Annotated in this window: 12 protein-coding genes; 8 read left to right on the plus strand and 4 right to left on the minus strand. The window is 64.9% G+C overall.

Translation table 11 applies throughout. From position 1 onward, the window contains the following. Positions 1 to 4 precede the first annotated feature (4 nt). The 5 genes from tsaE (at position 5) to trxA (ending at position 9288) form a co-directional block, all read left to right on the plus strand. Positions 5 to 1516 (plus strand): tRNA (adenosine(37)-N6)-threonylcarbamoyltransferase complex ATPase subunit type 1 TsaE, encoded by a 1512-nt coding sequence (tsaE, locus tag FCU66_RS14350; protein WP_136616482.1) that lies wholly within the window; start codon positions 5 to 7, stop codon positions 1514 to 1516. After that, positions 1513 to 2241: a nucleotidyltransferase family protein gene (locus tag FCU66_RS14355; RefSeq protein WP_136616481.1), complete on the plus strand. Its 729-nt coding sequence runs from the start codon at positions 1513 to 1515 to the stop codon at positions 2239 to 2241. Before tsaE ends, FCU66_RS14355 begins: the two co-directional genes overlap by 4 nt. After that, on the plus strand, positions 2238 to 5372 hold the full coding sequence (gene addB, locus FCU66_RS14360) for a double-strand break repair protein AddB (RefSeq protein WP_136616480.1): 3135 nt from the start codon (positions 2238 to 2240) through the stop codon (positions 5370 to 5372). The genes FCU66_RS14355 and addB overlap by 4 nt, the downstream gene beginning before the upstream one ends. Continuing rightward, positions 5369 to 8887 carry a double-strand break repair helicase AddA gene (gene addA / locus FCU66_RS14365; protein WP_136616479.1) on the plus strand — a complete coding sequence of 1173 codons (3519 nt, stop codon included), beginning with the start codon at positions 5369 to 5371 and terminating at the stop codon, positions 8885 to 8887. Before addB ends, addA begins: the two co-directional genes overlap by 4 nt. A 77-nt stretch (positions 8888 to 8964) precedes the next feature. After that, positions 8965 to 9288 (plus strand): thioredoxin, encoded by a 324-nt coding sequence (trxA, locus tag FCU66_RS14370; protein ID WP_056589334.1) that lies wholly within the window; start codon positions 8965 to 8967, stop codon positions 9286 to 9288. Here trxA and FCU66_RS41125 read toward each other — a convergent pair. After that, on the minus strand, positions 9269 to 9445 hold the full coding sequence (locus tag FCU66_RS41125) for a hypothetical protein (RefSeq protein WP_168991747.1): 177 nt from the start codon (positions 9443 to 9445) through the stop codon (positions 9269 to 9271). The genes trxA and FCU66_RS41125 overlap by 20 nt on opposite strands. Before the next feature lie 70 nt (positions 9446 to 9515). Here FCU66_RS41125 and FCU66_RS14375 point away from each other — a divergent pair, with 70 nt between their 5' ends. The 3 genes from FCU66_RS14375 (at position 9516) to FCU66_RS14385 (ending at position 10574) form a co-directional block, all read left to right on the plus strand. Continuing rightward, entirely contained in the window at positions 9516 to 9797 is a 282-nt protein-coding gene (locus FCU66_RS14375) for a cupin domain-containing protein (RefSeq protein WP_013528325.1), read from the plus strand. 118 nt (positions 9798 to 9915) lie between these two features. After that, the gene (locus FCU66_RS14380) at positions 9916 to 10164 is read left to right on the plus strand and encodes a type II toxin-antitoxin system VapB family antitoxin (RefSeq protein WP_136616478.1); all 249 of its coding nucleotides are present in this window, start codon (positions 9916 to 9918) and stop codon (positions 10162 to 10164) included. Beyond that, positions 10161 to 10574: a type II toxin-antitoxin system VapC family toxin gene (locus FCU66_RS14385; protein ID WP_136616477.1), complete on the plus strand. Its 414-nt coding sequence runs from the start codon at positions 10161 to 10163 to the stop codon at positions 10572 to 10574. Before FCU66_RS14380 ends, FCU66_RS14385 begins: the two co-directional genes overlap by 4 nt. A 73-nt stretch (positions 10575 to 10647) precedes the next feature. On the opposite strand, the gene FCU66_RS14390 is transcribed toward FCU66_RS14385, so the two are convergent. The 3 genes from FCU66_RS14390 to trpA all read right to left on the minus strand — a co-directional run bounded on the left by FCU66_RS14390 (position 10648) and on the right by trpA (position 14061). Continuing rightward, the gene (locus tag FCU66_RS14390; RefSeq protein WP_136616476.1) at positions 10648 to 11973 is read right to left on the minus strand and encodes a bifunctional folylpolyglutamate synthase/dihydrofolate synthase; all 1326 of its coding nucleotides are present in this window, start codon (positions 11971 to 11973) and stop codon (positions 10648 to 10650) included. Positions 11974 to 12096: 123 nt separating this feature from the next. Beyond that, positions 12097 to 13023, minus strand: coding sequence for an acetyl-CoA carboxylase, carboxyltransferase subunit beta (accD, locus tag FCU66_RS14395; protein WP_136616475.1), 927 nt, complete (start codon positions 13021 to 13023; stop codon positions 12097 to 12099). 198 nt (positions 13024 to 13221) lie between these two features. Then, positions 13222 to 14061: a tryptophan synthase subunit alpha gene (trpA, locus tag FCU66_RS14400; RefSeq protein ID WP_136616474.1), complete on the minus strand. Its 840-nt coding sequence runs from the start codon at positions 14059 to 14061 to the stop codon at positions 13222 to 13224.

The raw sequence follows: 14061 nt of genomic DNA on the forward strand, positions 1-14061 counted from the left end.
CTCGATGACGGGATTGGTGCTGGAGCGTTTACTCGCCGACGAGACACAGACAGCACGGCTGGGCGAAGATCTGGCGCTGTCGCTGCGCCCGGGTGATGTGCTGGCCCTCAAGGGCGATCTCGGCGCCGGCAAGTCGACGCTGGCACGGGCCTTGATCAGGGCTTTGGCCGACGATGCCGGCCTCGATGTGCCGAGCCCGACCTTCACACTGGTGCAGAGCTACGACACCCGCATTCCGGTCCATCATTTCGATCTCTACCGCCTGTCCTCGGCGGCCGAACTCGACGAGCTTGGTTTCGACGAAGCCCTGGCGCAAGGCGCCGCTTTGGTCGAATGGCCGGAACGGGCGGAGGCCTATCTGCCGAAAACCACGGTCCTGATCGAACTCGTCCAGCATGGCGACGGCCGGTTGGCGAGATTGTCAGGGCAAGGTGCTGCCTTCGATCGGGCGGCACGGTCGCTGGCCATGCGCGACTTTCTCGTGAACGCCGGCTGGGGGGAAGCGCAGCGCCGCCACTTCATCGGCGATGCTTCGGCCCGCTCCTATGAGATCGTTTCGCTGCCGGACCGGAAGCCGCAAGTGCTGATGAACTCGCCGCGGCTGGTGCTCGGCCCGCCGGTTCGCGACGGCAGGCCCTATGCCGAGATCGCGCACACCGCCCAGTCGGTCTCCGCCTTCGTCGCCATCGACCGCGCCTTGAGGGCCGGCGGCGTCAGCGTTCCGGAAATCCATGCCGAGGACCAGGAGCAGGGTTTTTTGCTTCTTGAACACCTTGGTTCCCAGGGATTTCTTGGCGGGGATGGCGAGCCGGTGGCCGAGCGCTACGCGGCGGCGGCCGAGCTGCTGGCCATGATGCATGTCAGGGCCTGGCCGCAGCGCCTGGAAACAGGGTTGGGCGGCTTCCACGACGTGCCGCCTTTCGACCGCGACGCCATGATGATCGAAGCCGACCTGCTGGTCGACTGGTACGTGCCGGCGATATCGGGCAGCCCGGCAAGCGACAGCTTGCGCGCCGGCTACCACAAGGAATGGAACGCGCTGCTCGACCGGCTGCACGGACGCGAAGTCACGCTCATGCTGCGCGATTTCCATTCGCCGAACATCATCTGGCGCGGTGATCGCGCCGGCCACGATCGGCTGGGCATCGTCGATTTCCAGGATGCGCTGATCGGCCCGTCCGCCTATGACGTCGCCTCGCTCGCCATGGACGCTCGCGTGACGATGTCGCCCGAGATCGAGAGGGAGACGCTGGATGCCTATGTCGCCGCGCGCCACGCAGCCGGTGTTTTCGACGAAGCAAGCTTCCTGGAATCCTACGCGATCATGGCGGCGCAGCGGAACTCCAAGATACTCGGCATCTTCGTCCGTCTCGAAAAGCGCGACGGCAAGCCCTATTATCTAAAACACCTGCCGCGCATTCGCGATTATCTGCGCCGGGCCTTGTCTCATCCGGCGCTGGCCAGCCTGCGGGATTTCTACAATGCCAACGGTTTGCTGGAGGAGCGAGCGCTGTGACAGCAAGACCGGACACCGCCATCGTACTTGCCGCCGGGCTCGGCAAACGCATGCGGCCGGTCACCGACACCATTCCCAAGCCGCTGGTCAGCGTCGCCGGCAAGACGTTGCTCGACTGGAGCCTCGACAGCCTGGCCGCCGCCGGTGTCGCCAAGGCCGTGGTCAACGTCCATTATTTTCCCGAACAGATCGTCGCCCATGTCGCCGCCCGCCGCGCGCCACGGATCGTCATTTCCGATGAGAGCGAACAACTGCTCGATTCCGCCGGCGGCATCGTCAAGGCGTTGCCGGAATTGGGCGAGCAACCCTTCTACATCCTCAACGCCGACACCTTCTGGATCGACGACGGTCCCCTCAATCTCCAGCGCCTCGCCCTTGCATGGGACGCGGCGAAAATGGATATTCTGCTGATGCTGGCGGATCTCCATCAGGCGACCGGACACTGCGGCAGCACCGATTTCCTGGTGGCGCCGGATGGCGGCTTGCGGCGCTCAAAGGGGGATCCGGCGGGGCTGATCTATGCCGGTGCGGCGATCGTCCATCCGCGCCTGTTCAAGGGCGCACCGGCCGGGCCGCACTCGCTCAACGCCTATTTCGATTCGACCATTGCCGAAGGGCGCCTGTTTGGTATGCCGATGCATGGCCACTGGATCACCGTCGGTACGCCTGATGCCATTGCGCTCGCGGAAGCGGCGGTCGCCGGCGCGCTAGCCGAGTCGCAATGAGCGGCTCAAGCCGCGTTTTCTCAATTCCGCCCGGAGCGCCGTTTCTGCCGACGCTTGCCGAGGCGCTGCTTGCCGGCCGTCTCGTTCCAGGCTTTCGCTTCGACGGTGACCCGCTCGCTCTGGCCGATGTCACCATCTATGTGCCGACGCGTCGTGCCGCGCGTGCCTTGCGCGGTGTGTTCGTCGACAGCCTGGCGGCGCGCGGCGGCGGCGGATCGGCGATCCTGCCGGTCATCCGGCCACTCGGCGAGTTCGACGAGGATGAGGCCGCATTCGAGACCGAGGCATCGGCAGCCATCGATCTCGCACAGCCGATCGCGGCAACCGAACGCCTGTTGCTGCTGACGCCGCTGGTGCGCGCCTGGAAACGCCGGTTGCCGGCACATGTCGCCGCCCTTTTTGCCGAGGAGATCGTCATCCCGGCCTCCACCGCCGACGCGATCTGGCTGGCGCGCGATCTCGCCCGGCTGATGGATGAGATCGAGACGGAAGGCACCGACTGGGCCAAGCTCACCGATCTGGTGACCGGCAACCTTGCCGGTTGGTGGCAGGTGACGCTCGAATTCCTCGGCATCGTCACCGACGCCTGGCCGAAATTCCTTGAAGAGAGCGACCGCTCCAATCCGGCCGCGCATCGCAGCGCGCTGATCCGCGCCGAGGCGGCGCGGCTGCAGCGCAATCCGCCCGCCGGGCCGGTCATCGCCGCGGGCTCGACCGGCTCGATCCCCGCCACGGCAGAACTGCTTGCCGCGATCGCGCGCCTGCCCGGCGGCGCCATCGTGCTGCCCGGTCTCGACCGGACGCTGGACGAAGCGTCGTTCCAGGCAATCGCCGCGCCCGGGGCACGTCCGGCCGTGCTCGGCCATCCGCAATATGGCCTCGCCAGGTTGATCGCCAAGATCGGCGTGCTGCGCGGCGATGTCGAGGAGATCAGCGCGGGCGAACCGCAACTTGCGCTTCGCGCCGCCCTTGTCGGCGAAGCGCTGCGGCCGGCCGAGACCACCGAACTCTGGGCTGAGACACGTGCCGATTTCTCGGCATCCGACATTGCCGGCGCCTTCGCCGAGGTGACCTTGCTCGAAGCTGCCAGCGAACGCGATGAAGCCGTCGCCATCGCCGTCGCGCTCAAGCGCGCGGTCGAACAACCCGGCCAAAGGGCGGCTCTCGTCACCGGCGACCGCGCACTGGCGCGGCGCGTCTCGATCGAGCTCCAGCGCTTCGGCGTCGTCGCCGACGATTCCGGTGGCACGCCGCTCGCCAACACCCCGGCGGCCAGCCTGCTCAGGCTGGCGCTCGAAGCGGTCTTCCGGCCAGGCGATCCGGTTGGCCTGCTGTCGCTGCTCAAGCATCCGCTGCTCGGGCTTGGCCTCGAACGGGCTGATGTGCGCCACGCGGCGGAACTGGTCGAACTGGTGGCGCTGCGTGGCGGCACAGGCCGCCCGGACATCGTTTCGCTACCGGAACTGTTCGAGGCCCGCCTCACCGGCCTCGGCAGCGGCAACCGCCCGCCCTTCTGGTTTTCCCGGCTGACCGTGCGTTCAATCGAAAGCGCGCGGAATTTGCTCGAACGTCTCAAGCTGGCGCTGGCGCCGCTCGCGGCTTTCCGTGGCCAGGCGGACGCCGACCTTGCCGCTTTGGTCAGGGCCAGTGTCGTCGCACTCGAAAATCTCGGCCGCACCGCCGATGGCGGCCTTGGCGAGCTCTATGCCGGTGACGCCGGTGAAAAGCTTGCCGAACTGCTGCGCGGGCTGGTCGCGGCTTCGGCACCCTTGTCGTTCGCGGGCAACGAGTGGCCCGACGTGATGGCGGCGCTGATCGCGGCCGAAACGGTCAAGCCGGCGCAAGGCACCGACAGGAACATCGCCATCTGGGGCGCGCTGGAAGCCCGGTTGCAGACGGTCGATACGCTGGTCATCGGCGGGCTCAATGAGGGCGTATGGCCGCGCAAGCCGGAGAGCGACCGCTTCATGTCGCGGCTGATGAAGACCGGCATCGACCTCGAACCGCCCGAGCGGCGTATCGGCCTTGCCGCGCATGATTTCCAGATGGCGATGGGCGCCAGGAAGGTGGTGCTGGCCCGCTCGGCACGCGCCGGCGACGCCCCCGCCGTGCCGTCACGCTGGCTGCAGCGCCTACTCACTTTCATAGGTAATGACCAGGCGGCGGCGCTGCGCCGGCGTGGCGACGAGCTGCTCGCCTGGGCACGCGCGCTCGATACCGGCCCGAGACAGGATTTCGCGCCGCGACCGCAACCGAAACCGCCACTGTCCGTCCGTCCAGGCCATTTCTCGGTCACCGAGATCGAGACGCTGCGCCGGGATCCCTACGCCGTCTATGCCAGACGGATTCTCGGCCTGATGCCGCTCGATCCGGTCATTCGCGATCCCGGAGCCGCCGAGCGCGGCACGCTGTTCCATGCCATCCTGCACCTGTTCTCGGCGCGCGTCGCCGATCCGCGCGCGCCCGACGCGCTCGCCGGCCTCATCGCCGCTGGCAGCGCCTGTTTTGCCGAAGCTTCACTTCCGGCCGATGTCGAGGCGGTGTGGTGGCCGCGCTTCGAAAAACTCGCCGCCAACATCATCGAGTGGGAGCGCACGCGCGCCGACGCGGTGATCCGGCGGCATGCCGAGGAGCGCGCCGGCAAGACCGTTGTTGGCCAATCCGGTGTGACGCTGTCCGGCTATGCCGACCGCGTCGACCTGCTGGCCGGCGGCATGGCTGACATACTGGACTACAAGACCGGTTCCTCGCCGTCCAAGGCGCAGGCGCACACGCTGCTTGCGCCGCAGCTGGCGCTGGAGGGTGCGCTGCTCAGGCGCGGCGCCTTCAAGGATTTGGGCGCGCGCGAACCGTCGCAGCTGGCTTTCGTGCGGTTGAAGCCGAATGGCGAGGTGTTCGAGGAATCGATCCTCGAACACAACCGCCAGCCGCGCACCGCCACCGATCTTGCCGAAGAGGCCTGGGCGCGGCTGGAGAAGCTGTTGATTCACTATGCCGACCCGGCGACCAGCTATCTGTCGCGCGCGCTGCCGTTTCGCGAAGGCGAGACCGATGGCGACTACGACCACCTTGCCCGCGTGCTCGAATGGTCGGCCGGCGGCGATGCCGGTGACGAGGGAGGGGAGGCATGAAGAAGGCCTATCCCATCCCCAGCGACACCGCGACCAGCCAGGCCCGCGCCGCCGACCCTCAGAATTCCGCCTGGGTGTCGGCGAACGCCGGCTCCGGCAAGACCCATGTGCTGGCCCAGCGTGTCATCCGGCTGCTGCTGCGCGGCACCGATCCGTCGAAGATCCTGTGCCTGACCTACACGCGCGCCGCCGCCGCCAACATGTCGAACCGGGTTTTTTCAACGCTGTCGGAATGGACGACATTGGGTGACACGGATCTGGCGTCGAAGGTCGAGGCGCTGGAAGGCCGGCGGCCCGATCTCGAGACCATGCGCCGGGCGCGGCGCCTGTTTGCCGAGGCGCTGGAAACACCCGGTGGGCTGAAGATCCAGACTATCCATGCCTTCTGCGAATCGGTGCTGCACCAGTTCCCGCTGGAAGCCAACATCCCGGCTCATTTCGAGATGCTCGACGGCCAGATGGAGGCGTCGCTGTTTGCCGCCGCGCGCCGCGACATGATCTCCGGCACTGCCGCCGGCGACGCGGATCTGGCCGAGGCCTTTGCCACCATTCTCGACCGTGGCGGCGAAGCCGGGCTCGACGCCTTGCTGGGCGAGATCGTGCGCAAGCGCGACGGCTTGCGTAATTTCATCGACGCGGTTGGATGCGACCGCACGCGCTTCCAGGCCCTGTTCGATGAGTTCGATTTTCGCCCCGGCCAGACCGCCGAAGGCATCGCGGCTTCGGTGTGGCCGTTGCCGGGCTTCCTGCCCGACTATTTTGCCGGCTTTGCCCAGGCCGCTGAAGCCGCCGACGCCAGATCGGTGCTGAACAACATCCTGCCCTATGCGCGCCAGGCTTTCGCCGAGGGCGATCCCATTCGCCGCCTGCAACTGCTGGCGCGAGCCTTCCTCAAGACCGACGGCGACGCCTACGACCCGGCAAAAGCCTTCAAGAAAGCTCTGGTCGACCTGCTGCCGGATCTGGCGGAGCGTTATCTCTCGGCGACCAAAGCCATCATCGAAACAGTCGACCGGCTGGCCCTGTTCCGGATGCTGGAAGGCACGCGCGCCGCACTGATCATCGCCGACTGGCTGATCGCCCGTTACGAGGTGCTGAAGCGCAGTCGCGGCTTTCTCGACTTCAATGACCTGATCACCCGCACGGTCAACCTGCTGGCGCGGCCCGACGCCGGCCCCTGGGTGCAATACAAGCTCGACCAGGGCATCGACCATATCCTGCTCGACGAGGCGCAGGACACCAGCCCGGATCAATGGGAAGTGGTGAAGCGGCTGGCGGAAGAGTTCTTTGCCGGCTTTGGCGCTCGCGACAGGGTCCATCGCACGGTCTTCGCCGTCGGTGACGAGAAGCAGTCGATCTACTCGTTCCAGGGTGCTGCCCCGGACTCCTTCGCCGACAGCCGGCTGTTGTTTGCAGGCAGGGTTCGCAACGCCGAGGCGTCCTTCGCCGATCTCAAGCTGACCTGGTCGTTCCGCTCGACCGACGACGTTCTGACCGCGGTCGACCGCGTCTTCGCCGACGCAAGCGTGCGGCGCGGCATCAGCCATGATCCCGATCCGCTGCGCCACCAGGCGATCCGCACCGACGCACCGGGCTATGTCGAGGTGTGGCCGTCGGTCGGCGCTGATGTCGTCGATGAGCCCGACGACTGGACGCAAGCCATCGACCATGCGCATGCGCCGGCGGTACGCGTTGCCGAGAATGTCGCCGCCACCATTGCCGGCTGGATTGGCACTGGCGAGATCATCGAAGGCCGCGGCAAGCGGTTGCGGCCGGGTGACGTGCTGGTGCTTGTGCGCAAGCGCGATCGCTTTGTCCACGCGCTGACCCGGGCGCTCAAACGCCGCGACATTCCGGTCGCCGGCGCCGACCGGCTGAGCCTGCCCGGACACATCGCCGTCAAGGACCTGATTGCGCTCGGCCATCTCCTCATCCAGCCGCAGGACGATCTGTCGCTCGCCGCCGTGCTGCGCAGCCCGATCTTCGATCTGCCTGAAGAGACACTTTTCACGCTCGCCGCGGAGAGGCCGACTGGACTGTCGTTGATCGCGTCGCTGCGCACCCACGCCGGCGACAGCGAGCGACTGGCGGCGGTCGTTGCTCGGCTTGACACCTGGACTGATGAGGCCGCGTTCAAGCCGGTGTTTGAATTCTATGCCGGGCTGCTGGCGCGCGACGGCGTGCGCCGCAAGATGATCGCGCGGCTCGGGCCTGAAGCCGGTGACATTCTCGACGAGTTCCTCAGTTTCTGCCTTGCCGAGGAGCGGACCGGCCTGCCGGGGCTGGAAGCCTTCCTATCGACGCTGGAAAACGCCGGTCCCGAGATCAAGCGCGAGATGGACCAGACCCGCGACGAGGTTCGGGTCATGACCGTGCACGCCGCCAAGGGCCTGGAAGCGCCGGTCGTGTTCCTGGTCGATGGCGGTTCCGCCCCGTTCAGCGACCAGCATCTGCCGCGCCTGATGCCCTTCGATGGCTCCGGTGCAAATTGGGACGGCAAGGGCTATCTCTGGCGCTCGGCCAGCGATGTTGCCAACGGCTTTTCCAAAGCAGCGGCAGCGCGGGCCCGAGAACTCGCCGACGACGAATACCGCCGGCTGCTCTATGTCGGCATGACCCGTGCCGAGGACCGGCTGATTGTCTGCGGCTATCACGGCAAGCGGGCGCCGAACGCCGGCACCTGGCACTCGATCGTCAGCCGTGCGCTGATCGGCGCTCCTGAAAGCGAGCAGCGTCCGCATCCCGCCGGTGGCGAACCGGTGCATCGCTTCCATGTCACGAAGCTGCCGCCGGTCGCGCCAAGCTCCGCTGAGCAGGTACGGCAAGCCGATGCTTTCGGGCCATTGCCGGCGACCTTATTCCGCCCCCTGCCGCCTTTCGAGGATTTACCGCGCCCGCTGTCGCCATCCGGTGCCTCGGCGCTGATCGACGAGGGCAAGGAAGCTGTGGTCGACAAAGCGTCACCGGTGCTGGACGCCGATGCCGAGCCGGGCTTTGCGGTGCTGCGTGGGCTTGCCCTGCACAAACTGCTGCAGATGTTGCCCGGCATTGCGGAGCCCGAACGCCAGGGTGCGGCGGAACGCTATCTCGCACGGACGGGTGCGGACTGGCCTCCATCGGAGCGTGAGAAGGCACTGACGTCGGTCACATCAATCCTTGCGGACCCCGGCTTCGGTCAGTTGTTTGCGCCATCGTCACGTGCCGAGGTCGCGATCATGGGCAGCCTGGAGGTAAAGGGCAAAAAACGCTCGATTTCCGGCAAGATCGACCGGTTGGCGGTGACATCGGACACGGTCTCGATCGTCGACTACAAGACCAACCGGCCGGCGCCCGCCACCCTGGCCGAGGTGCCGCCGGCCTACCTGCTCCAGCTCGCGCTCTATCGCGCCTTGCTGCAACCGCTCTATCCCGGCCGCACGGTCAAGGCGGCCTTGCTGTTCACCGAGGCGCCGCGGCTGATCGAGCTGCCGGCCAGTGCCATGGATGACGCCCTTGCTCGACTCACGGGAGCGTGACACAACACCTGCTTGAAGAAGGGCGCGATCACCACCACATTTGGTGGGACAAAAACTTTCGAAAGGATTTTTCCCATATGGCAACCGTCAAGGTCGACAAGAGCAACTTCCAGACCGACGTGCTTGACGCCAGTGTACCGGTCGTCGTCGATTTCTGGGCGGAATGGTGCGGCCCCTGCAAGATGATCGCGCCGGCGCTCGAAGACATCGCCACCGAACTTGGCGCCAAGGTCAAGATCGCCAAGCTCAACATCGACGAGAATCCGGAGCTTGCCGCCCAGTTCGGCGTGCGCTCGATCCCGACGCTTATGATCTTCAAGGGCGGCGAAATGGCTGACATGAAGGTGGGTGCCGCGCCGAAGACCGCGCTGTCGCACTGGATCAATGGCAACCTCGCCTGATCCATCTGAATTCCTGACCATCAAGCCCGGCCTCGCGCCGGGCTTTTTTGTTGGCGTCACCTGCAGCGCCGCCGTTCTTTGGACGCGCAAAGGACGCTGTAGCAGTTTGATTGGCGCATGATCCTTTCAGAAAATCGATTCCGATTTTCTGGGTCATGCGCTGCCACGCTCTGGCCCTCGCGTCCGGCCACTCCATGTCATCTGCTTGAGGGAGACAGGAGAACACCATGACCGGATCCGCCAAGGCCACCGTCTTCATCGACAATGAGCGCGTCATCGTCACCGAGTACCGCTTCGCGCCGGGTGAGAACACCGGCTGGCACCGCCACGGCCACGACTATGTCGTCGTGCCGCTGATGGACGGCAAGGTGAAGCTGCTGACCAAGGACGGCGAATCCTTTGCCGAGATGAAGAAGGGCGCGCCCTATTTCCGCAAGGAGGGCGTCGAGCACGATGTCATCAACGCCAATGAAGGCGAATACGCTTTTATCGAGATCGAGCTGAAGTAACACGCCTTTGACCGCTGATCGGCGCGCTGGGAATCCATCACTGTGATGGCACGCCATCAACTGCCATCTTGATGGCAAAGGTGGATCGGCCTATATCCCTTCCAAAAGGGAGTTTGAAATGGCCGAACCACAGCTCTCAGTCCGTAGCGCGAAAGCACGCGACCTGGCTCATAGACTTGCGCGTCGTGAAAATCGTTCGATAGCCGATGTGGTGGAACGTGCGCTTGAATCATACGAGATTCGTGAAGCGGGCCGTGAACCCGCTTCCACTTTCTATGCCAGCCTGACTGCAAGCAACGGCGCAGACATCGATCTGGAGAAAATTATTCGCGAAGGCCGCCGAGTTCATTCGGGACTTGAGCTTTGATTTTCGTCGATACCAACGTGATTTCGGAGACTCTGAAGAAGGCGCCGGACCCAGCTGTCCGGGCGTGGCTTGTCCGCAATGACGCTGAACTGGCCCTTCCCACAGTGACGATTGCTGAAATCGCCTTCGGCATTCAAAAAATACGACCTGACGAGCGTGCCGATCGGCTGGAACAGGGACTTTCCCGATGGCGCCATCGATTTGCCGGCCGGATTTTTGGACTGACGGAAGAGGCTGCCTTGGCTTACGGCGAGATCATGGGGGCCGCGACGCGCCAAGGTCGCGGCATGTCAGCTCCCGATGGTATGATTGCGGCGATAGCGCGCGTGAATGGAGGCCGGCTGGCAACGCGCAATCTCAGCGACTTTGACACCACCAGCCTTGACCTGATCTCACCGTGGGATTTTTGAAGCAGGTCGAAAGCCAAGGTAGGATACATTCCGGCTGCAGCCGCCGCTAGCCACGCTAGGCGTAATCGGTGCCTCACGTGGGCGGCGTGCCGTTCTCAGCCAGGACGGCGCCGACGAAATAAAGCGACCCGCCGATCAGGATGCGCGGCGGCGGTCCGTCCCAGGTGTCGCGCAGCAGCATTAGCGCATTGGCGACGGAACTCACCGGCTCGGCCGTCAGCCCGGCCTCCGTCGCGCGGATCGCCAGTTCGTCATTCGGCACGCCGGCATCGCTCATGCTCACCGGCACCGTGTAGACATGCCGGGCGAGGCCCTTGAAGGCACGGAAATAGCCGCTCTGGTCCTTGGTGTTGATCATGCCGGAGATAAGGAAGAGCGGACGCGGGTTCTTTTCTTCCTGCTCGGCCAGCGCTTCGGCAATCACCACACCGGCACCCGGATTGTGGCCGCCGTCGAGCCAGATGTCGGCGCCCTTCGGCGCCAGCTCCGCCAACCGGCCCTGCGCCAGCTTCTGCATGCGGCCGGGCCAGGCGACATTGATCATCGCCTTTTCGGCGGCGCGATGGCTGATCTCGAAACCGGCTGCCTTGACCGCGGCGATCGCTGCGGCCGCGTTGGCGAACTGGTGGCGCCCTGGCAACCGGGGCGGCGGCAGGTCCATCAAACCGTCTTCGTCCTGGTAGACCATGCGGCCGTTTTCCTCATAGGCGAGGTAATCCTGCCCATAGACGAAGGTCGGACACTCCAGCCGCTCGGCGGTTTCGATGAGCGCTTGCAGTGCCGTCTCGCTTTCCTGCGCACCAATCACCACCGGGCAACCGCGCTTCATGATGCCGGCTTTTTCGACAGCGATCAGCTCGACACGATCGCCGAGATAGGCTTCGTGGTCGAGCGAGACCGGCATGATTACCGACACCGCCGGCTCCTTGATGACATTTGTGGCGTCGAGCCGGCCGCCGAGCCCGACCTCGATGATGGCGGCGTCGGCCTGGTGTTCGGAAAACAAGAGGAATGTGACGGCGGTGAGGATTTCGAAGACGGTGATTGTCTCGCCTTCATTGGCCCTGGCGACGCGCGCGATGGCGTCGGCGAAAACCCTGTCCTCGACCAGCCTGCCGCCGCCATCGGCGGCCAGTCGGTAGCGCTCGTGCCAGTTGACCAGATGCGGCGAGGTGTGGACATGGACGCGGTAGTCCGCCGCCTCGAGCAGCGCGCGTGAAAAGGCCGCGCACGAACCCTTACCATTGGTGCCGGCGATGTGGATGACCGGCGGCAGCCGGTCCTGCGGATTATCAAGCCGCTCCAGGAGCCGCGAAATGCGGTCGAGCGAAAGGTCGAAGCCTTTCGGGTGAAGCGCCATCAGGGCTTCGATTTCGCGGTCGGCGGCAAGCGTTGTCATGGCGCAATCCTGGCGCATGACCCCGAAAACCAGAATCGGCTTCACAAAGGGCCATGCCAATTCAAAAAGCTACAGCGCGCCAGGGACATGGCGCAATCGCTGTTCGCGGCGCTTCTTGTCGCGTCAGGCCTGTGGACGTGCCTCGGCCGGAATTGTTGCCGGCGGCAGGATTTCCGGCTCCAGCGGCTTTTGTTCTTCCGGCAGCTTGAGCAGCATCTTGAGCAGGCGCGCGATGGTTTCGCGCAGCTCCAGCCGCGACACCACCATGTCGACCATGCCGTGCTCCATCAGATATTCGGAGCGCTGGAAGCCGTCCGGCAATTTCTCGCGGATGGTCTGCTCGATGACGCGCGGTCCGGCAAAGCCGATCAGCGCACCGGGCTCGGCTATGTGCACGTCGCCCAGCATGGCGTAGGAGGCGGTGACGCCGCCGGTGGTCGGGTTGGTCAAAACGACGATGTAGGGAAGGCTGGCTTCCTTCAGCCGGTCGACACCGACCGTGGTACGCGGCAATTGCATGAGGGACAAAATGCCTTCCTGCATGCGGGCGCCGCCGGAAGCGGCAAACAGGATCAGCGGCCGTTTGCGCTGCAGCGCAGCCTCAAAGCCATGCACGATGGCGTCGCCAGCGGCCATGCCGAGCGAGCCGCCCATGAAGGCAAAATCCTGCACCGTGACCACAACTGGCAGGCCCTCGACGGTTCCCAGCGCATTGATGATCGCGTCTTCCAGGCCGGTCTTGGCCTTGGCGTCCTTCAGCCGGTCGACATAGCGCTTCTCATCGCGAAATTTCAGCGGATCCTGCATGACCTTGGGGTTGTCCAGGGTCTCGTATTTGCCGTCGTCGAAGAAGAACCTCAGCCGCTCCTTGGCCGAGATCTTCATGTGATGGCCTGATGAGGGAATGACGAACTGGTTGGATTCCAGATCCTTGTGGAACACCATCTCGCCGGTCTCCGGATCCTTGATCCAGAGATTCTCGGGCATGTCGGTGCGCCGGCCGAGCATCGAATTGATCTTCGGGCGAACGTAATTGGTGATCCAGTTCATCGCTTCGGCTCCTGTCCTGACGAAGAGTTAGAGCAATTCCAGGAAAAGTGTGAAGCGGTTTTCCGTCCGGAATTGCGGTAAACTGAAAGATAGAGCGGTTCGGCGTTCCTTGAAACGGTGAACCGATCTAGTGCATGTCGCCCAAAAGTGGAAACCGGTTTTGGGATAACGACATGCGCAAAAGCTGAGGTAGGAGAACTATTCGGCAGCAGCAAGGCGGGCCGAGCGCACACCTTGCGCAAGGCCGCTGACCAGCGTGGCGACGGCTTCGGCCGGGTCGGCGGTCTTCTCGCCCTTCGGCCCCAGCACATTGGCCACCGCATTGACGATCGCGGTGCCGACGACGACGCCATCGGCATTGGCGCCGATGACGCGAGCCTGCTCGGCGGTCTTGACACCGAAGCCTACGCAGACCGGCAGGTCGGTATGGCCCTTGATGCGCTTGACCGCCGCCGCCACCTTGCCGGTGTCGGCCAGCGCCGAGCCGGTGATGCCGGTCATCGAGACGTAGTAGACGAAGCCCGACGTGTTCTGCAGCACCTTGGGCAGGCGCTTGTCGTCGGTGGTCGGCGTCGCCAGCCGGATGAAGTTGATGCCGGCTTTCAGCGCCGGAATGCAGAGTTCCTCGTCCATCTCCGGCGGCAGGTCGACGACGATCAGCCCGTCTATGCCGCTGGCGATCGCGTCCTTGAGGAAGCGGTCGACGCCATAGATGTAGATCGGATTGTAGTAGCCCATCAGCACGATCGGCGTTTCATTGTCACCGGTCCGGAACTCCGACGCCATCTTCAGCGTCTTGACCAGCGTCTGGCCGCCTTTCAGCGCCCTGAGGCCCGCCGCCTGGATCGCTGGGCCGTCGGCCATTGGATCGGAAAACGGCATGCCGAGCTCGATGATGTCGGCGCCTGCGCCCGGCAGTGCCTTCATGATCGACAGCGAGGTGTCGTAGTCCGGGTCGCCGCCCATGAAATAGGTGACGAGCGCCGGGCGGCCCTCGGTCTTCAGCTTTGCCATGCGGCGGTCGATGCGGGTGGTCAT

Origin of the sequence: Mesorhizobium norvegicum, assembly GCF_004919685.1 — a bacterium.
Taxonomy (GTDB): Bacteria; Pseudomonadota; Alphaproteobacteria; order Rhizobiales; family Rhizobiaceae; genus Mesorhizobium; species Mesorhizobium norvegicum.